Source organism: Nesterenkonia sp. K-15-9-6, from assembly GCF_052656005.1.
Genome location: NZ_JBQYEY010000020.1, coordinates 13,057 through 30,622 on the forward strand (window position 1 = coordinate 13,057; position 17,566 = coordinate 30,622).

General features: G+C 68.0%; 31 protein-coding genes. 22 read left to right on the plus strand and 9 right to left on the minus strand.

Annotated features, from left to right (window positions below):
- Nucleotides 1-78 precede the first annotated feature (78 nt).
- The 9 genes from ftsX to SD455_RS12295 form a co-directional block, all read right to left on the minus strand.
- Nucleotides 79-996 carry a permease-like cell division protein FtsX gene (ftsX, locus tag SD455_RS12255; protein ID WP_070161764.1) on the minus strand — a complete coding sequence of 306 codons (918 nt, stop codon included), beginning with the start codon at nt 994-996 and terminating at the stop codon, nt 79-81.
- Nucleotides 993-3,065 carry a cell division ATP-binding protein FtsE gene (ftsE, locus tag SD455_RS12260; protein WP_139827574.1) on the minus strand — a complete coding sequence of 691 codons (2,073 nt, stop codon included), beginning with the start codon at nt 3,063-3,065 and terminating at the stop codon, nt 993-995. Before ftsE ends, ftsX begins: the two co-directional genes overlap by 4 nt.
- A gap of 157 nt (nt 3,066-3,222) precedes the next feature.
- Entirely contained in the window at nt 3,223-4,335 is a 1,113-nt protein-coding gene (gene prfB / locus SD455_RS12265) for a peptide chain release factor 2 (RefSeq protein WP_070158670.1), read from the minus strand.
- A gap of 93 nt (nt 4,336-4,428) precedes the next feature.
- Nucleotides 4,429-4,911, minus strand: a complete 483-nt coding sequence (locus SD455_RS12270) for a hypothetical protein (protein ID WP_311023818.1) — start codon at nt 4,909-4,911, stop codon at nt 4,429-4,431.
- A 7-nt stretch (nt 4,912-4,918) separates the two neighbouring features.
- Nucleotides 4,919-5,356: a hypothetical protein gene (locus SD455_RS12275; RefSeq protein ID WP_070158668.1), complete on the minus strand. Its 438-nt coding sequence runs from the start codon at nt 5,354-5,356 to the stop codon at nt 4,919-4,921.
- 73 nt (nt 5,357-5,429) lie between these two features.
- Nucleotides 5,430-5,888, minus strand: a complete 459-nt coding sequence (locus SD455_RS12280; RefSeq protein WP_085437129.1) for a TadE/TadG family type IV pilus assembly protein — start codon at nt 5,886-5,888, stop codon at nt 5,430-5,432.
- A 75-nt stretch (nt 5,889-5,963) separates the two neighbouring features.
- Complete coding sequence (locus SD455_RS12285; protein WP_445508255.1) at nt 5,964-7,409, minus strand: recombinase family protein; 1,446 nt, start codon at nt 7,407-7,409, stop codon at nt 5,964-5,966.
- Nucleotides 7,402-7,770 carry an ImmA/IrrE family metallo-endopeptidase gene (locus SD455_RS12290; protein WP_445508256.1) on the minus strand — a complete coding sequence of 123 codons (369 nt, stop codon included), beginning with the start codon at nt 7,768-7,770 and terminating at the stop codon, nt 7,402-7,404. Before SD455_RS12290 ends, SD455_RS12285 begins: the two co-directional genes overlap by 8 nt.
- Nucleotides 7,771-7,810: 40 nt before the next feature.
- The gene (locus SD455_RS12295; protein ID WP_445508257.1) at nt 7,811-8,302 is read right to left on the minus strand and encodes a hypothetical protein; all 492 of its coding nucleotides are present in this window, start codon (nt 8,300-8,302) and stop codon (nt 7,811-7,813) included.
- Between the two features lie 180 nt (nt 8,303-8,482).
- On the opposite strand from SD455_RS12295, the gene SD455_RS12300 reads away from it, so the two are divergent.
- The 22 genes from SD455_RS12300 to SD455_RS12405 all read left to right on the plus strand — a co-directional run bounded on the left by SD455_RS12300 (nt 8,483) and on the right by SD455_RS12405 (nt 17,564).
- On the plus strand, nt 8,483-8,800 hold the full coding sequence (locus SD455_RS12300; protein WP_445508258.1) for a hypothetical protein: 318 nt from the start codon (nt 8,483-8,485) through the stop codon (nt 8,798-8,800).
- Nucleotides 8,801-8,890: 90 nt separating this feature from the next.
- Nucleotides 8,891-9,178: a hypothetical protein gene (locus SD455_RS12305; RefSeq protein WP_445508259.1), complete on the plus strand. Its 288-nt coding sequence runs from the start codon at nt 8,891-8,893 to the stop codon at nt 9,176-9,178.
- Complete coding sequence (locus SD455_RS12310) at nt 9,175-9,321, plus strand: hypothetical protein (protein ID WP_445508260.1); 147 nt, start codon at nt 9,175-9,177, stop codon at nt 9,319-9,321. Before SD455_RS12305 ends, SD455_RS12310 begins: the two co-directional genes overlap by 4 nt.
- A gap of 68 nt (nt 9,322-9,389) precedes the next feature.
- A complete protein-coding gene (locus SD455_RS12315) occupies nt 9,390-9,599 on the plus strand; it encodes a hypothetical protein (protein ID WP_445508261.1) in 210 nt (69 codons plus the stop codon).
- Nucleotides 9,600-9,612: 13 nt separating this feature from the next.
- Nucleotides 9,613-9,837, plus strand: a complete 225-nt coding sequence (locus tag SD455_RS12320; protein WP_445508262.1) for a hypothetical protein — start codon at nt 9,613-9,615, stop codon at nt 9,835-9,837.
- Nucleotides 9,834-9,968, plus strand: a complete 135-nt coding sequence (locus SD455_RS12325) for a hypothetical protein (protein WP_445508263.1) — start codon at nt 9,834-9,836, stop codon at nt 9,966-9,968. The genes SD455_RS12320 and SD455_RS12325 overlap by 4 nt, the downstream gene beginning before the upstream one ends.
- The gene (locus SD455_RS12330; RefSeq protein ID WP_445508264.1) at nt 9,965-10,105 is read left to right on the plus strand and encodes a hypothetical protein; all 141 of its coding nucleotides are present in this window, start codon (nt 9,965-9,967) and stop codon (nt 10,103-10,105) included. The genes SD455_RS12325 and SD455_RS12330 overlap by 4 nt, the downstream gene beginning before the upstream one ends.
- A complete protein-coding gene (locus SD455_RS12335; protein ID WP_445508265.1) occupies nt 10,105-10,314 on the plus strand; it encodes a hypothetical protein in 210 nt (69 codons plus the stop codon). Before SD455_RS12330 ends, SD455_RS12335 begins: the two co-directional genes overlap by 1 nt.
- A gap of 1 nt (nt 10,315) precedes the next feature.
- Nucleotides 10,316-10,834: a hypothetical protein gene (locus tag SD455_RS12340; protein ID WP_445508266.1), complete on the plus strand. Its 519-nt coding sequence runs from the start codon at nt 10,316-10,318 to the stop codon at nt 10,832-10,834.
- Nucleotides 10,835-10,837: 3 nt separating this feature from the next.
- Nucleotides 10,838-11,803, plus strand: coding sequence for a phage recombination protein Bet (gene bet / locus SD455_RS12345; protein ID WP_445508267.1), 966 nt, complete (start codon nt 10,838-10,840; stop codon nt 11,801-11,803).
- Entirely contained in the window at nt 11,800-12,375 is a 576-nt protein-coding gene (locus tag SD455_RS12350; RefSeq protein WP_445508268.1) for a hypothetical protein, read from the plus strand. The genes bet and SD455_RS12350 overlap by 4 nt, the downstream gene beginning before the upstream one ends.
- A complete protein-coding gene (locus tag SD455_RS12355) occupies nt 12,372-12,620 on the plus strand; it encodes a hypothetical protein (protein WP_445508269.1) in 249 nt (82 codons plus the stop codon). The genes SD455_RS12350 and SD455_RS12355 overlap by 4 nt, the downstream gene beginning before the upstream one ends.
- Entirely contained in the window at nt 12,620-12,940 is a 321-nt protein-coding gene (locus tag SD455_RS12360) for a hypothetical protein (protein WP_445508270.1), read from the plus strand. The genes SD455_RS12355 and SD455_RS12360 overlap by 1 nt, the downstream gene beginning before the upstream one ends.
- Before the next feature lie 547 nt (nt 12,941-13,487).
- The gene (locus tag SD455_RS12365) at nt 13,488-13,982 is read left to right on the plus strand and encodes a single-stranded DNA-binding protein (protein WP_445508271.1); all 495 of its coding nucleotides are present in this window, start codon (nt 13,488-13,490) and stop codon (nt 13,980-13,982) included.
- Between the two features lie 152 nt (nt 13,983-14,134).
- The gene (locus tag SD455_RS12370) at nt 14,135-15,172 is read left to right on the plus strand and encodes a thermonuclease family protein (RefSeq protein WP_445508272.1); all 1,038 of its coding nucleotides are present in this window, start codon (nt 14,135-14,137) and stop codon (nt 15,170-15,172) included.
- A gap of 81 nt (nt 15,173-15,253) precedes the next feature.
- Entirely contained in the window at nt 15,254-15,499 is a 246-nt protein-coding gene (locus SD455_RS12375; protein ID WP_445508273.1) for a hypothetical protein, read from the plus strand.
- Nucleotides 15,496-16,047, plus strand: a complete 552-nt coding sequence (locus tag SD455_RS12380) for a hypothetical protein (RefSeq protein ID WP_445508274.1) — start codon at nt 15,496-15,498, stop codon at nt 16,045-16,047. Before SD455_RS12375 ends, SD455_RS12380 begins: the two co-directional genes overlap by 4 nt.
- Nucleotides 16,040-16,285, plus strand: coding sequence for a hypothetical protein (locus SD455_RS12385; RefSeq protein ID WP_445508275.1), 246 nt, complete (start codon nt 16,040-16,042; stop codon nt 16,283-16,285). The genes SD455_RS12380 and SD455_RS12385 overlap by 8 nt, the downstream gene beginning before the upstream one ends.
- The gene (locus tag SD455_RS12390; RefSeq protein WP_445508276.1) at nt 16,278-16,619 is read left to right on the plus strand and encodes a hypothetical protein; all 342 of its coding nucleotides are present in this window, start codon (nt 16,278-16,280) and stop codon (nt 16,617-16,619) included. Before SD455_RS12385 ends, SD455_RS12390 begins: the two co-directional genes overlap by 8 nt.
- Nucleotides 16,616-17,068 (plus strand): XF1762 family protein, encoded by a 453-nt coding sequence (locus SD455_RS12395; RefSeq protein WP_445508277.1) that lies wholly within the window; start codon nt 16,616-16,618, stop codon nt 17,066-17,068. Before SD455_RS12390 ends, SD455_RS12395 begins: the two co-directional genes overlap by 4 nt.
- Entirely contained in the window at nt 17,065-17,244 is a 180-nt protein-coding gene (locus tag SD455_RS12400) for a hypothetical protein (RefSeq protein ID WP_445508278.1), read from the plus strand. The genes SD455_RS12395 and SD455_RS12400 overlap by 4 nt, the downstream gene beginning before the upstream one ends.
- Nucleotides 17,241-17,564, plus strand: coding sequence for a hypothetical protein (locus SD455_RS12405; RefSeq protein ID WP_445508279.1), 324 nt, complete (start codon nt 17,241-17,243; stop codon nt 17,562-17,564). The genes SD455_RS12400 and SD455_RS12405 overlap by 4 nt, the downstream gene beginning before the upstream one ends.
- The last annotated feature ends 2 nt before the right edge of the window (nt 17,565-17,566 follow it).

The following is a 17,566-nucleotide window of genomic DNA, read 5'->3' on the forward strand; positions in this document are numbered from 1 at the left end:
GGCTCCGTCCTGCCGCCTGGTCCGCAGCCGATGTGGCAGCCCACTGGCTCGGGTGTGGCCAGTCGCCGTCGTGCTGGCTCAGACACGCAGGTAGCGACGCACCGTCAGCCACGAGGACAGGACCGCCAGCAGCACGCCGACCAGCACCAGGCCCGGCATGATGATCCAGGACGCGGAGGAGTCGATGAAGGGGATCCCCGGCACCTGACGGGTCAGCCATTGACCCAGTAGGAACTCAGCCATGACCCAGGTGGCCGCGCAGGCCAGCAGCGAGCCGACGAGGGCGGCGATCACGCCCTCGAAGACGAACGGCAATCGGATCATCGACTTCGAGGCGCCCACCAGTCGCATGATGCCGGTCTCTCGGCGTCTGCTGAAGGCGGACAGGCGGATCGTGGTGGAGACCAGCAGCACCGCGCAGACGATCATCACCGCCGCGATGATCAGCGCCACAATGGTCAGGCCGTTGAGAATGGCGAAGACCTGATCCATGACCTCCTGCTGATCGGCGACCGTCTCCACGCCTGGAGCGGACGAGAACAGCTCCGTGACGATCGGGTACTGCTCCGGCTCGTGGAGCAGCACACGGAAGGACTCCGGCATGTCCTCGGCCTCCAGAGAGGCGGTCCGCGCGGTCTCGCCACGGGACTCCAGGAAGTTCTCCAGCGCCTGCTCCTGTGATTCGTGCCGGAAGCTGGACACGTACTGGCTGGCCGCCCCCTCCTCGAGTGAGTGCTCCAGTGCGTCGCGCTGGTCAGCACTGATCGCACCGGTCGGGCAGGCGGTCTGGGTGGAGTTGTCCGTGCAGAGGAAGACCGAGACCTCCAGCCGGTCATAGAAGTCATCGGTCATCCGGTCGACCTGGGTCTGCATGAGGGCGGCCGCCCCCACGAAGGTCAGGGAGATGAAGGTGACCAGCACGACCGAAGCCACCATGGCGACGTTGCGACGCAGCGAGGTGAACGTCTCGCGCAGCATGTGCAGCAGGCGATTCATCGTCTCCTCCTCAGCCGCCGCCAGAACGAGCGGCGCTCTCCGGTGACGCCGAGCTGTTCGGCGGTGCGACGGGTGTCGGCGTAGGTGGACTGGGACGCCGAGGACCGGGGCCGCGGCACCTGGGGCGATGCCTCGCCGGCCTCAACAGAGTCGGCATCGACGGTCTCGACGCTGGACGACGCCGACCTGCCGGATGCTGCTGATTCGCCTGCGGAGTCCTGGTCTGGGCTGTCCGGGTCTACGCTGTCCGGGGCGCCGGGGTGAACCTGCGTCGGTACCCCCTCCGTGAGATCCTCCACCTCCTCACCGTCGACGTCCACCGGCCGCGGCGGACGGTCGTCGAGGATCGGCGGCTCACCCTCCTCCGCCTCGAGCGGGGCGGACCGCGCAGAAGAGTGCTCGGACTCCGCCTCGGAGTCCAACTCCCGGACCTGCTCCGACGGCGGTTCCGGCTGCGGTTCCGGCTGCGGTGCGTCGGAGCTCTCAGACTCTCGATCAGGTTCGGCCAGGTCCTCCAGCACTTCCGGAACGTCTGCCGCACCGGGCTCGGCCGGGGTGGCCGCCGTGACGGCGGGCAAGGGCCTCGCCAGGCCGCCGTCGTCCCGGTCCGCCGGCGCCTCAGCCTCGGCGGGCGAGGCCGGAACCGGTGCGCGACGCCGCGGACCCTGCCCTCGGGTCAGAGGCAGGTCAGGATCGTGCACCGGGGGCTCGTCGTCGCCGCTCTGTGTGCGCAGCCGCTCGTCTTCGATCTCGTCCCCCCGGGCCTTGGCCGAGCCCGGTGCAGCCGGAGTGGCCGCGCTGCCGGGCCGATCCACCAGGCCCGGGGCCGCGTGGGTGAACCATGACTCGTGAGGATGCTCCGCCACGCCGTCCGGGCCCGCAGACATCTGGACGTGCGAGGACACTGCCTGACGCAGGGCATCGCGCAGCCGTTCGGGATCGGCGCCCTCTCCCTCGGGCTCCGTGTAGCCGTCACGCGCGAGGTTCGGCATCTCCGACCCGTCGAATCCGCCGACAGGCTCCGGAACGTCGGGGCCGTGCTGCTGGGGTCGCAGATGCTCCGGCCAGCGTACGCGCACCGGCTCGGCGAGGGACTGTGGTGAGGCGGTGTCGGCCGCGGTGCCGTCCGGCGCGGAATGCTCGGCCGTCGGTCCCTCCTCGGCGGAGGCACTCCCCTGGGCTCGGGCAGCGTGCTCCACAGCCTCGGCGGCGACCGGTACGTCTCGCCCGGCCGCTCGGGCGGCGTCGGCGGTGAGGGCTTCCGGTCCCGGCGCGGTGGCGCCGCCGTCGCCCTGCTCGCCGAGATCATGGGCGCGGGGGTCCTGGACACGGAGCGCCCCGCTGGACTCCCGCTCACGCAGAACGGTCCAGGCCTGCGAGCCCCGCGGCGGATCGTAGGTGCCGCGCTCGTCGTCGCGGACCAGTGCGCCGTCGTGGAGCTGGACCACCCGCCGGCGCATCCGGTCGACGATCACCCGGTCGTGGGTTGCCATGATGACCGTGGTGCCGGAGGCGTTGATCCAGCGCAGGATCTTCATGACCTCGTCCGAGGCACGAGGGTCCAGGTTGCCGGTCGGTTCGTCGGCCAGCACGATGGCTGGCTCGTTGACGATGGCGCGGGCGATGGCGGCGCGCTGCTGCTCGCCGCCGGAGATCTCGTGCGGGTACCGGCGGGCGAGGTCCTCCAGTCCGACTCTCTCCAGGACCTCGGTGACACGCTCGCGGATCTGGGTGCGCCTGGCCCCGATCACACGCATGGCGAAGGCGACGTTGTCGAACACGGTCTTGTCCGGCAGCAGCCGGAAGTCCTGGAAGACCATGCCGATGCTGCGCCGATAGTCCGGCACGCGGCGTTCGAGCATGAGGCCCAGGTTCTGCCCGGCCACGGTGACCTTGCCGCGCTGGGGCAGACCCTCGCGCAGGATCATCCGCAGCAGCGTGGACTTGCCGGAGCCGGACGCCCCGATCAGGAAGACGAAGTCCCCACGGTTGAACTCCACCGTGACGTCGTCGAGGGCCGGTCGGCCGTCGGGCTCATAGCGCCGTGTGACGTGTTCGAAGCGGATCATCTCTCACCAGCTGCCCCGACACGCACCGGCCGTTCGGGGCACAGGTCGGGGAAGACGGGCCGGTACGCTCTGAGCCTAGTTCAGCCGCGAGGTCTTCGGGACGATCAGGGGCGGCGTGCCGGAGACTTCTGTGCGCGTGGTCCCCCGGCACGGGCGATCAGTTCTCCAGCAGAGACTGCGCGCGCCACCGGATGCCCGCGTCGATGAAGCCGTCCAGGTCACCGTCGAGCACAGCCGAGGTGTTGCCGACCTCATGCTCAGTGCGCAGGTCCTTGACCATCTGGTACGGGTGCAGCACGTACGACCGGATCTGATCGCCCCAGGAGGCCTTGATGTCACCGGCGAGCTCCTTCTTCTCGGCGGCCTCCTCCTGCTGCTTGAGCAGCAGCAGACGGGACTCCAGGACCCGCATGGCGGCCGCACGGTTCTGGATCTGCGACTTCTCGTTCTGCATGGAGACCACCGTGCCGGTGGGCAGGTGGGTGATGCGCACCGCCGAGTCAGTGGTGTTGACCGACTGCCCTCCCGGCCCCGACGAGCGGTAGACGTCGATCTTCAGGTCGTTCTCGTCGATCTCCACGCTGTCCGTGCCCTCGATGAGCGGGATGACCTCGACGGCGGCGAAGGAGGTCTGGCGTCGGCCCTGGTTGTCGAACGGACTGATGCGCACCAGACGGTGCGTGCCCGCCTCCACGGAGAGCGTGCCGAAGGCGTAGGGAGCCTTGACCTCAAAGGTGGCGGACTTCAGTCCGGCCTCCTCCGCGTAGGAGGTGTCCAGGACCTTCACCGTCCAGTCGCGGCGCTCCGCCCAGCGGGTGTACATGCGCAGCAGCATCTCCGCGAAGTCAGCCGCATCCACACCGCCGGCTCCCGACCGGATGGTCACCACGGCGTCACGCTCGTCGTACTCCCCGGCGAGCAGGGTGACGATCTCCAGCGACTCCAGGGCCTTGCGGATGGAGTCGATCTCCTGGACGGCCTCGGTGAGGACATCGTCATCGCCCTCGTCCTGGGCCATCTCCACCATGAGCTCGACGTCGTCGATGCGCCCGGAGAGCTTGGTGAGCCGCTCCAGCTCGGACTGCTTGTGGCTCAGCTGGGAGGTGACCTTCTGGGCGTTGGCCTGGTCGTCCCACAGGTCCGGAGCCGCGGCCTTCTCGCTGAGCTCGGCCACCTCGGCCCGGAGCTTGTCCACGTCGGTGACGTCGGTGATGCGGGTCAGGGTGGAGCGCAGGGAGCGCAGCTCAGTGGGGAAATCAGTCTCTGCCATAACGACACCACCCTACCGGCTGGCGCGACGATTCGCCGCTCCGGCGCCGCCCGTCTCGGCGTCGGATCCTCGGCAGACTCCGCGTCCGGTCGGTCACCGGTTGAGGCTCACTCTCGCATGGGACTCCGCGCTGATGGGCACCTCCGCGGGGAGGAACCAGCTGAGCAGCGGAAGCTCGGCAGAGGCGCCGAGCCGCACGTGTGCGGTCTCGCCGCCGTCAGCCACCCAGGCGTCGACAACCTCCACGCCGCCGAGCCTCCCGTGCGCGCCGGAGTCATCCAGGTAGCCCTGCGCCCTGGCCCGGACCTGGGAGGCCGTCAACGACGGCGCGGTCCCACCTGCCGCGGCACCCTGCGTGGCTGCCGAGGCCGCACCGTCGGCCACCGAGAGCAGCCGACGGGCTTCCAGGTTGACGGCCGTGGCTCCGGCCACCACGGAGACGAGCATGAGCACCACCAGGACCATGCCCAGGATCAGCACCGTCGACTGTCCGGCGTCCTCACGATGGGAGGCCTCGATGCGGGCACGGAGACGGCGCCACGCCGCGCGCAGGGGGGAACAGCTCAGCCCGATCATGACGCCATCAGCCTCCTTGGACCTGGACGGACGTGGACGAGACCGTGACCAGCGTGGGCTGCCAGTCGCCGAATCCCGGGAGCAGCGGCACCGGCACCCGGACCTCCACGGTGAAAGCCACGAGGTCACCGTCGGTGGTGCAGGTGCCCTGCGGGCAGGTCCGAGAGACGTCGGCACGATCCGGGTCGATGGAGAAGTCCTGCAGGGCGGCGAGCACGGCGGCCTCGCTGCGCGCGTCCGCCTCGGGGTCGCCGGCTTCGGCGGACACGTACATCTTCGCGGCCTGGTCGGCGGCTCCCGTCGTCGCATAGGCCGCGCCCTGCACCGCCGAGAGTCCCAGCACGAAGTACACGATCGGGATCAGCAGCAGGGTCGCCAGCATGATGAACTCCACGATCGACGAGCCTCCCTCGTCATCGGCGGAGCCGAGTCGTTGGGACAGCATCGCGCGAAGGCGCGCAGACGGACCAACGCGAAGGCGCGGAGACGGACCGCTCCGACCTTCCGGGGTTCTCCGGTCACTCGAAGTCATAGGCCCGCCCCTGCACCTCCAGCGTCCCGACGCCCGGACCGAGCCCGACCAGCGGGACTCCGGAGCGGACCGTGATCCGCAGCGTGCGCCCCTCCGCGGTGTCGACATAGGCATAGCTCACGTCCTGGGCGTGGTCCGCCGCGGCGGATGACGCGATCAGAGACCGCGTGCGTTCCACGCCGTCCTCAGCGGTGCGGTCGTGGAGGGCGCCGAATCGCGCACCGGCAGAGGCGGCGTCGATCAGAGTGTTGCGCACATGGACGTACGTGGTCAGCTGCATGACTGCCAGCGTCAGCAGGACCAGGAGCGTCGCGACCATCGTGAACTCGGCCGTTGCCGCACCCTCTTCTTCCCGGAGCCGCGCGCGGACCCAGGACCGACAGCCCCCGTCCTCCGTGTTCGCCGTGGCCACGCCTGGGTCAGCGGGAGACCTGGTCGATCGCATCGCTGAACAGGCCCTGCAGGGCAGGCTGGGCCACGGCCAGCAGACCTGCGACCAGCACCGCGCTCATCAAGGTGACTAGTTGCTCGACTCACCCAGGGTGGGTGGATCCTGCCATAGGCCCGCGACGGCGACCTCTGACCGGGGCCGGGCGGGGCGTACGACCACTGGGTGGATGAGGCGGGTCAGCATGTCTCGCCGGACCTCTACGGAGAGCTGATCCCAGTCTCGCAGAAGATCCGGCACCAGGGACCGGGCGGGCCGGACCTCTTCGACGGTGGCGGCCCTGACTGCTGCCTCTACTCGGCCCATCTCGTCCTCTGTCTGCTGGCGGATCCGCTCGTAGGTCCCCCGGGTGACCTCTTCGTCGAGGTACCGGACGGTGAGAGCGTCGAGACGGGATTGGAGCTTGACGAGTCGTCGGCGGAGCTTCGCCACCTCTCCCCCGGTGCGCTTCGGCTTCGGGGGCTCGACCTTCCCGGCTTCGGCGGTGATGTCTTCGGCGACCTGCTGCAGCCAGGTGAGCACGGCGCCTTCGACGACGGTGGCGGTGACGTACCCGCCCGTGTGGGCGCGCTTGTCCCCGGCGGCCTTGCACCGGTACTTGGGGGTCTTCGCGTGGCCGAACAGGCCGGCGTTCATGGTGGATCCGCAGGCGCACCGGATGAGCCCGGAGAGCAGATATTGGGAGCGTTCGGAGCGGCGCCGGACTCGGCGGGTGGCGCGGCGGGCCTGGTACTCGGCCCATTCGTCCTCGGTGATGACCGGCTCATGCGCACCTTTGATGAGCTCGCCTCGGTGGGTGAAGTAGCCGGCGCCGAATCCCGAGTCGAGGACCCGCCGGAGGGTCCGATCCGACCACAGCCCGTCGGATGAGGGTCCGTACCCGGAGACCGGCTGGGTGGGTCCGTCGTTGGCCCACCGGACGAGACTGTAGAACGACTCTCCGGCGAGATACCGGCGGTACATCTCGGCCAAGACTGGGCCGGTCACGGGGTCGGGTGTGAATCCGTCGTCGGGGTCGTAGTTGTAGCCGAAGCGGGGCTTCCCGTTCGCGGGCCGTCCTGCCCTGACCCGTCGCTCGTGGGCTTCCCGCCAGACGTCCCCGATCCGTTCGGACTCGAACGCGGCGAACTCGGTCAGCATGCCGCGGGCGAGCCTGCCGGTGCTGGTGGACACGTCGATGGGTTCGGTGGCGGACTCGATGCGGCCGCCAGCCTGTTCGACCCGGTCGGCAGCGACGGCCCAGTCCAGACGGGACCGGGACCACCGGCTCCATTTCCACAGGATGATGACCTCGGCCTGCCCGTCTTCCACCAGGGACATGACCCTTTGCACTGCGGGGCGCTTCCAGGTGCGGCCGCTGATGCCGGGGTCAGATTCGACGGCGACGACCTTGTACCCCTGCTGGCGGGCGTAGTCCCGACCGGCGGTCTCCTGCAGCTCGAGGCTGATGGACTCTTCCCGGTAGGTGGACTGGCGCAGGTAGAGCACGGCTCGGGGAGGCGTGGCGGTGTCAGGCATGGCTCTCCTGGGGGCTGTAGATCTGTGCGGCGACCCGGACCAGGTTCGGCAGGACCAGAAGCTCCTGGGAGAGAGCTTCCACTGTGTCAGCCTCGGTGGTGGCAGCCTCCCAGCGTGTGGGCGGGATGAGGAGGCGGGCGGCGTACTCGTCGGCCTGCCTTTCAGTTTTGGGGCAGGTCATCGTGTGTCCCCAGTGGGCGTGGCCGAGCTCGTGGGCGAGTGTGGTCCGCCATTGCACCGTCCCCATTCCTGACCGCAGGTGGATGGTGTGGGTCTGGGCGCAGTACAGGCCCCACGTGTCGAGGTCGTCGATGTGGCGGACGGTCACCCTCATGGCGTCCGCGTGTGCGAGTAGATCCATGCCAGCACCCTAGGGGTGTGCGCTGACATGGGCGGTGGTGTCAGTCGTGCTCGTCCAGGGGCGCGTCGTGTGTGGTGCCGGGGTCGCCTTGGAAGGCGGCGGCGCTGTGCTGGCCTGGATGGTCGGCGCGTGTGCGGCGGCGGGTGAGCTCGTCGGTCATGGGGGCGGAGTCGTGTTCATCCTCCACCACCTCCTCGTCGTCTGCCTCTGCGAGGGCGTTGATCAGCTGGTCAACGAGACGACGATTCCGGAAGCTCAGCTTATGAGCTGTCTCAGGCGGCTGATACGGCGTAGCGCCCTGGCCAGACATGAGTTCGTCCATCTCGGCGACGTCGAAGCCCAGGGCCTCCGCGACCGCCTGCCGGGTCTCGATCTTCATCCGTGACTGCTGGAAGAAGTACCGGCTGACTGTGGCGTTGTTGAGGCCGAGTTCCGTGGTGAGCGAGCGCACCGAGGGCTCTCCGTTGCGGGGGTTGATGTACCCCGCCTGGATGAACGCCTGCCGCACTCGCTGCGGGAGCTTGTCTGTCACGGGTCAACTCTCTGTCCAATATCGGGGGCTAGCAAGGCCCTATCCTACGCAAGCGTCCAAGAATTACACGCGTGTAACTGACCTGTACCGCATGATTTCGGCACTTTTCTGACAGAGAGGTTGGACAACCGTGTCCAATGTGTGTAGTGTTTAGGTACACGGCCAGACAGGGAGGTGAACATGGTCAAGAACGAACAGGATCGCATCGTCCGACTGCGGGACGCCGAGATCTTCCGGACGATGATCGATGACCGCGGCTACACAGTCCGCACGCTCAGCGAGGAAGTGCAGCGTGACCTGCGCCGTCGGCGGCAGAAGACGATCGGCGCCAAGCGGTCCACCATCGGCAACCTTCATTCGGGAGAGCGAGACGTGGTCCGCGCCCAGGTTGCCGTCTCCATCGCGAACGTCCTCAAGCTGAAGTGGTCCAGCCTCTTCTCTGACGAAGTGTGTACCGTCGCCCGCGAGACGTACACAGGTAGCCGCACGGCGGCATAAGAAAGGCCCCCAGCTGCGGCAACAGCTGAGGGCCCCACACAGATCGGAGCGATCCATGACCACCATCGTAACCACCAGGAGGCGGCACCCATGAGCACCACCATGGTCCACAGTCTCGACAACCTGGAGGACTGGACAGCCGCCGCTGAGACCGAGGTCTATCGGCGTCTGGAGCTGGGCCTCACCGTCACCGCCGACGACATCCATGAGGCAGTGGATGACTCGGCACTGACCCCGGCTCAGAAGTCAGCCTGGCCCGGCTCCCTGTTCAAGCGTCTCGCGAAGGCCGGCGTCATCGAGAAGGCCTCCTACGGAGCCTCAGGCATCCGCTCCCGCCGAGGCGGCGCACGGTACGAGTGGAAGGCCAAGGGCCGATGAGCGACCGCCCCTCCCCCGCTCAGCACCCGCAGGGTCGCAGGCCGACCCGCGAGGAGTGCATCCGTGATGCAGCCCGGGTCTACGCCACAGCGCTGGCGACGATGACTCGCCCCGACCAGGTGCGCGACAACCGCGCCGCCTGACCCACCCCACCACCCCTGCACTGCCCTGCCCCTTGTGTTCGTCCCTGGGGAGAAAGCGTGGATACCCCATGCCCACGATCAGCCTTGCCGTCATGGAGAACCGAGTCCGTGAAGCCCGCCCCGATCTGGAACGCGGCACGGTCCGCCGGGTCGCGAAGCTCGCGAAACGCCGGTGGGAGGCCTTCACCTACATCCCTTCCCACGAGGAGGCGCTGCAGCTGATCGAGGCGCTGGTCTACGCGGACCCCACCGGGAATAGGGCGGTGCACCACTCCTGAGAGGAGACACCACATGTCCGCCATCACCATCGATGCCGTCGAGACCCTGAACCGGCGCCTGTCGGTCCAGCTGCAGGAAGCCGAGGACGCACTGGCCGGTGTCCGCGCCCTGTGCGAGGAGGGCCGCCGAGGCGACATCCAGGACGCGGCGGCGAAGGCCATCGCCGCGGCCACCTTCGCTGAGGGCCTGCACCACACGCTGACGGCCCTGTCCGAGCAGATCGGAGCCCAGCCATGAGCAACGTGACCTTCGAGTGCGAGATCTGCGGCGCCACCTTCAACACCGACGTCAGCGTGCTTCGCCGCACCGAGAACAAGTACGGCCGACTGGTCTGCTTCCCGTGCATCGCGGCAGGTGAGCCCTCATGAGACTCACCACCCCGATCTGGTGCACCGAACCCTGCTGGTGGGACGGCTGCCCTGACCGGTCCGACCGGGACGGGCTCTGCGAGAACCACGCCCGCAGGTACGACGAGGGCGAACGCCCCGAAGACGAGGCGGCGTGATGGGTGTCCCTCACTCCGACCTGGTCGCCGCCTACGTCCCGGAGTACGCCCGGCGCCGCCGGCGCCTGTGGACACCTCTGCTGATCCTCGGGGCGATGCTCTTCGCTTCGACCACTGACACGACACATCTGGCGGTCATCGGCCTACTCGTCGCCCACCTGGGCGTCACGGGGCTGATCTTCGACCGCCCCACCATCCAAGGAGCCTGACATGACCCCGAACAACAACGACTACTACCCCACCCCGCCGACCCCGCCTGGGAAGCCCAAGCGCCCGGGGCGGGGGCTCAAGATCGCGGCCATCGTCACCGCGCCGGCCGCGCTGCTGGCCGGGTGCATCGGAGGCGTCGCCATCGGCGCGAGCACGGATGGCGCCCCGGCGGAGCCGTCCGCCACTGAGACGGTCACCCACACCCCGGAGCCCGAGATCATCACCGAGACCATCGAGGTCGAGGCTGAGCCCGAGGTCATCACCGAGACGATCACCGAGGAGGTCGAGGTGGAGGTGACACCCGAGGCGTGCACCGACGCCCTCACGGAGGCTGACGAGCTGATCGACGTCTACTCGGAGTCGCTGTCCATCGGGGGTGACGCGATCATCGCCGCCTACGAGTGGGACTCGGCCCGGCTGGACGAGCTGACGGAGGACCTGAACACGCTCCGTGAGGACCGCCTCGAGCCGGCCCTGACCCGCTACTACCTGAACCAGATCGCCTGCGAGGAGGGCTGAGACATGACGGACCTAACACAGTCCGGCACCACGGACCTGACCATCCAGGACGGACAGACGAACTTCACCCAGGCGCAGGCCACCGCCCTGCAACACATGGGGGTGCGCGGGGCCACCCAGGCTGACGCGCAGGTTTTCTTCCACGTGTGCAAGCGGACCGGCCTCGACCCGTTCGCGAAGCAGATCTACATGATCGAGCGGCAGGGCAAGCAGACCATCCAGACCGGCATTGACGGATTCCGACTCATCGCTGACCGGACCACCCGATCCACCCGGGAGACCCTCGGATATGAGGACACCCAGTGGTGTGGCCCGGACGGCCAGTGGCGGGACGTGTGGCTGTCCGAGGATCCCCCGGCGGCTGCCCGTGTGGTGGTCCGCCGTGGCGGTGAGCGGTTCCCCGGGATCGCGCTGTTCAGCGAGTACGCGGCCCGGAAGCGCAACGGCGACCTGACGCAGATGTGGAAGGACCGCCCCGCCGGTCAGCTGGCGAAGTGCGCTGAGGCGCTGGCCCTGCGCAGGGCGTTCCCGCAGGACCTGTCTGGTCTGTACACCTCGGATGAGATGCAGCAGGCCGACAACGTGCGGGGCTCGTCCCCGGTCGGCTCCGCGCAGAACGCCCAGCCCGCCCCGTCGGCCGCCTCGCCGGTCGAGCATCAGGGTCACCCACCTGCTGCTGGTGGTGGCACCGACAGCGCCGAGGACGCGCCCGTCAAGGAGCCGCCGCGTGAGGACCCGGTAGAGGCCCGGATGCGGGAGGCATGGAACGACGTCGACCAGCTGCGGAAGCTCCACAAGTGGATGTCATCGGCCCACCCGGACGATGCCCGCCTAGCCATGATCCGCCAGCGCGGCATCGAGCTCACCCAGACACAGCCGGATGACGACGGCGTGGTCGACGCCGAGGTCGTCGAGGAACCCCAGCAGGCAGAGAGCCTGCCCATCGAGACTGAGGAGACAGCAGCATGAGCACCGAGAACACCACCCCCATGACCAAGGAGGACCGGCTCGCGTTCATCCTGCGCAAGACGATCTCTGACCTAGTCACCGCCGAGGTCAAGACCGAGCGGGAGCACGTCGTGGCCGACCTGCTGGCCCGGTTCGAGGAAGACGGCATCAAGCAGCTCTCCGTGAACCTGCCCGACGGGGAGGCCATCGCCACCCTGACGATCACCCAGCCGAAGCCGAAGACCACCATCCGGGACGAGGACAAGCTGCTCGCCTGGGCGGAGGAGAACCGGCCGGACCTGGTCGAGGAGGTGCCCGCCCACCGGGTGCTGTCCGCGACGGCGCTGGCGGAGCTGGCAAAGTCCACCACGGTGGTGGATGGGGAGCACGTCACCGAGGACGGGGAGACCGTCCCCGGCCTGCGCACCACCACCGCCGCACCGTCGTCGTTCATGGTGAAGTACGCGCAGGGTGATGAGTCTCGTGCCCGGCTGATCGAGGCGTGGAAGGACGGCGAGCTGGCCGAGATCGACACCGGCGAGACCGTCCCCCAGCTGGACTGGACCGGCGTCAAGACCGAGGAGGCGGCATGAGAGCCCCCACTCTGCCCCCGGTGCGGGGCGCCCGCGTGGACCTCTCCGAGGTGCCAGTCATCACCGTCACCGTCCCCCGCAGGGCGGGAGGGTCCCGCCGGCGGCTGATGCTCGCACTGCTGGATGACATGGAGGACACCGGCAGGGCCGAAGGCGCCCCGCTAGTGGGCTCATCCCGGGAAACCATCGACGCACTGCGGCTCACCCTCGACGGCATGTCGGACGCCGAGTTGGAGGCGGCGTGATGGAGAGACCCATCTCGCAGACACAGGAGCGGATCCGTGAGCGGATCCTCGACGTGATGGCGGTCCACGGGGCGACCCGGTCAGAGATCGCCCGCCGGGCCGGGGTCATGGAGGACACGATCCGGTCGATCCTGACCGGTGAGCACCGGTCTCGCATGGACACCCTGGCCGATGTGGAAGCGGCCCTGGATCAGATCAGCGCCCGGCGCCGCCCGGATTCCGGGTCGGTGCAGGACGAGTACAACCGGCGGGCACTGGAGGCTTACATGGCCCGCCGCAGGCACAGAGCCGCCCGGTCCCGGGTCGGCACCATCAAATAGGAGGGGCGTGACGATATGGCAGTGATCGTTCCGACTCGTCGCCGCACCAGCGCGGACCCCTTCCCAGAGTTGTCTGACGCCGTCTCTGTGACCCGGTTCTGGCAACTGGTGTCCATACGAGGGGCAGACGAATGCTGGCCGTGGAACGGATACCGCGACGAAAACGGATACGGGATCTTCAACTGGCGCGGCCGGAGGCATGGGGCACACGAGCTGGCCCTGTCGTTCAGCACGGGAGAGAGTCGGCATCCCGATCTGGATACGTGCCACGCCTGTGACTCCCCTCCATGCTGCAACCCCAACCACCTGCGCTTCGACACCCGAAAGAGCAACGTGGCGGACATGGTGGCCAGGGATAGAGCCAACAACACAGCCAAGCTCACGGACGATCAGATTCGTCTTATCCGAGAGCGACGTGCGTTAGGAGCGCGTCAGACAGATCTCGCGGAGCAGTTCAACTGCTCACCAGCGTATGTCTCAGCAATCGTACGAGGCCGTGTCCGGATCAATGCCGGAGGGCCAATCGAGAAGACAAGGAAGTACGTCAATGGCAAATGAACCAGTAATCACCGTCTGCGGCAATCTCGTGGAAGCGCCGGAGCTGCGGTTCACCCCCTCGGGGGCGGCGGTCAGCAACTTCACGATCGCGTCCAACCCCCGCTTCTTCGACCGTCAGGCCAACGAATGGAAGGACGGCGAGCCGTTGTTCGTCCGCTGCTCGGTGTGGCGTGAGATGGCGGAGAACGTGGCCGAGTCACTGTCGAAGGGCACCCGGGTGGTGGCCCAGGGACGGTTGAAGGCCCGGTCGTTCGAGGACAAGGAGGGGAACCGGCGCACGTCCTGGGAGCTGGATGTGGACGAGATCGGCCCGTCCCTGCGTTACGCGACCACCCAGGTGGCCAAGGCTCAGCGGAACGGGGGCGGCGGGTTCGTTGGTGCCCAGCAGGCTGGCGGGTTCGGCGGCCAGGCTGCGGACCCGTGGGGCGGTCAGCACGCCGGCGGCGGCTGGGACTCCCCCACCGAAGCTGAGCCGCCCTTCTGACAAGCTCGGCACCCACCGGTGCCCGCTTGAGGCCGACGAGGCTTGAGGCGGGCACCGGCGTGGGATCGCCAGCACCGTGTGACTGGGGCTAATCTGACCTCAGATCCGGGAGAGGGCCGGATCACTCACTCACACCTTGCAAGGACGATCCCATGACCAACACCCCCGGGAACTATCCCGCGTCACCTAGTGGGCCTCCGCCCGCCCCCGGCAAGCTCTCGGCCTGGCAGCGATTCAAGCGGTGGCCCCTGATCCTCAAGATCCCCGCCATCGGATGCGGAGGGCTCGTCGCTCTGTTCGCCGTGCTGTTCATTGCGGCCTTCATCTCCGTTGTGATGGACCCGGAGGGCACCGCGGAGCGTGCAGCCGATCGTGAGCAGCAGCGCACCGAAGCCGAGACAGCCTCGGAGACCGCGGCCAGCGAAGAGCCAGATGAGCCGGAGGAATCGGAGTCCCCCTCGGAGTCGCCTTCACCGTCAGAATCGCCGTCGCCGTCTGAGTCCCCCACAGACGAGCCCAGCGACGAGCCCACCACCGAATCGCCTACCCCGACCCCATCACCCACCACGGAGTCTCCGTCCCCGACACCGGAGCCCACCCAGGATGCCGACACGCACACAGCTGTCGTCACCCGGGTGATCGACGGCGACACCGTCGTCCTCGACTCCGGAGACCGGGTACGGCTCCTGGGCATCGACACCCCAGAGACCGGTGAGTGTCACGCGGACACTGCCACCCAGCGCATGGTCGAGCTCGTCCAGGGCAAGACCGTCACCCTGGTCCGGGACGGAGACGACACCGACCACTACGACCGGCTGCTGCGCTACATCGACGTCGATGGGGTCGACGCCGGGCTGACTCTCATCCAGGAGGGTTTGGCGATCTCCCGGTACGACTCCCGAGACGGGTACGGCTTCCACACGAGGGAGCCGGACTACATCGCCGCGGACAACGGGACCGCGATGCGCACCTGTGAGACTCAGGCGCCAGAGCCGGAACCGGAGCCTGAGCCGGCCCCGGAGCAGCCTGGTGCGGAGTGCGCTGAGGGGTACTCGCCGTGCATCCCGCCCTACCCGCCGGACATCAACTGCGGTGACCTGCCGGCGGAGTCGAAGCCGGTCCGCGTGACCGGTAGCGACCCGCACGGTCTCGACGGAGACGGCGACGGCTGGGGCTGCGAGAGCGGCTGATCCCAGCACCACAACTACACACCCACGAGGGCCCCGCACCAACCGGTGCGGGGCCCTTCCCTATGCCCGAAGGAGGCACCCATGTACTACGTCCACAGGTGGCCGATCCTCGACCCGAACGGACCACCACTGGCCGACCTGAAACGCGAGGCGACCGAGGACTTGCGACGGATCTTCCGCCAGGAGGGCCTGGTGCGGCGTGGCCGCATCGGCTGGCAGGTCACCAACGGCACCGAGCCAGCACTGACCGCGACCGTGCCGGTGATCGTCACCGGCTCCACCACTCTGCCTGTGCACGAACCTGACCTGATTGGAGCAGCAGCATGAGCACCGAACAGAACCCGCAGCAGACCCTCGACCATCTGCACGAAGCTGGAGACACCGCACACACGATCGGCTACGGTTTGACCGGCCTCGCCGCAGGTGTCGAGCGCCTGATCCGCGAGCGTGACGAGGCCCGCGCAGAGCGGAACGCAGTTCCGCGAGTGATCACCCCGGACGAACTGCGAGAAGGTCAGGTTGTGGCGGCGCGCTTCTCCGCCATCTGGGCGGTGCTCCGCGTTGACATGACCAGCAACGGCCCCTGGCTCTACGGTGACGCCCTCACGGATTCCGCCCACCACGTGGACACCATCGTCCTGCTGGAGGACGCGCCCGCCCCGGACCCTGAGCCGGAGCAGTGGAAGCCTCAGCGCGGTGACATCGGAATCGTGACGCACCTTCAGGGCGAGGAGCTGGACGCCTCCGTCGTGGCGATCTGGGATGCTGACGGCTGGTGGCGACGTGCGGACGGCGAGCGCTGGCCGGACGTGTCCTTGTATGCGGCTCCCGAAGCGGTCACTGTCACCCGCGCAAAGGTGGTGCCGGATGAGTGAGCACGTGCCGAGCACGGATCAGGTGCGCGACGCTTTCGCCATGCGCCGCTGGGACACCTTCCAACTGAACTATCCGAACAGCCACGACCTGGCAGAGCGCGACCAGGAACGTGAAGCTTTCGACCGCTGGCTTGCCGCCGTGATCCGTGACGCCCAGGCCGAAGCGTGGGACGAAGCCGTGGAGGATGCACTCGACCCGCCCCGCAACCCCTACCGAGAGAGGACCGACGATGCCTGACCTGAATGACGTCTTGAAGCCGCTCCGAGACGCGGCGGCGGTGATAGAGCGCAACGTGGATGAGCTGTATAGCGAGGGCGGAGAGTTCGTGGCTGGTGCCTTCATCGCTGGTGCCCGTCACGCACTCACTGAGCCGATCATCCTCCGCACGCCGGAGGAGCTGGACGCGCTGCCCATGGGGGCCGTCGTCGGCGAGCTGGACGACGGGGACGTCTTCGTGAAGGTCAAGGACGCCGCCTGGCACCATCTGGGAGGCGTCAACCTGTTCCCGCCGGGCGCGCTGATCATGATGCACCCCGTCGAGCTGATCCGCCTACCGAGGGAGGACGCATGAATGGCGGGCTAGTGGTCGTGCCGTTGAGACTGGCGGACGCCGCCGAGTTCGTCAAAGACCACCATCGGCACCATCGACCACCGCAGGGCCACAAATTCAGCTTGGGCGTAGTCCAGGATCAAGTGCTGCACGGGGTGGCCATCGTCGGCAGGCCAGTCGCCAGACACTGCGACGACGGGCGCACTCTGGAGGTCACCAGGACCGCCACGGACGGCACCAGGAACGCCAACAGCATCCTCTACGGGGCAGCGAGACGGGCAACCTTCGCTCTCGGCTATGACCGCCTCATCACCTACACCCAGGCGGGGGAATCCGGGGCATCACTGCGCGGTGCTGGGTACCAGGTTGTCGCTCAGCGCAAGCCCCGATCTGGCTGGTGGACCCCATCACGGCCACGGGGAGAAAGGAACGCCTACATTCAACGGACACTCTGGGAGACAACACCATGACTGACCAGACCATCACCGCCGAGCAGATCGAGAAAGCGGCCGGCGGAATGTGGGACCTCTACGGCAAGCCTGGCATGTTCCCGTACGCACCTGACCACCTGCGCACGGCATTCCTCAAAGACGCCCGCGCCGCGTTCCGCGCCGCCGGGTTCCGAGTAGAAGGAGACGAGACATGAGCACCCCAATGAAGTTCCGCAAGAAGCCCGTCGTCATCGAGGCGATGCAGTGGGACGGGACCGTGACAGGCGCGGGTCCGATCATCAACTGGATTCTCGCCACCGGCACCCGCGCCGCCCGATGGGACAACAACGAGAAGCACCTTCCCGGACCAGGGCGCGGGATCACGACGATCACTGACCGCATCGAGGTGGAGACCTTGGAGGGGACCATGTACGCCATGCCTGGCGACTGGATCATACGAGGCGTCAGCAATGAGCATTACCCCTGCAAGCCGGACATCTTCGCCGCTACCTATGAGGAGTCCACCGATGACTGACT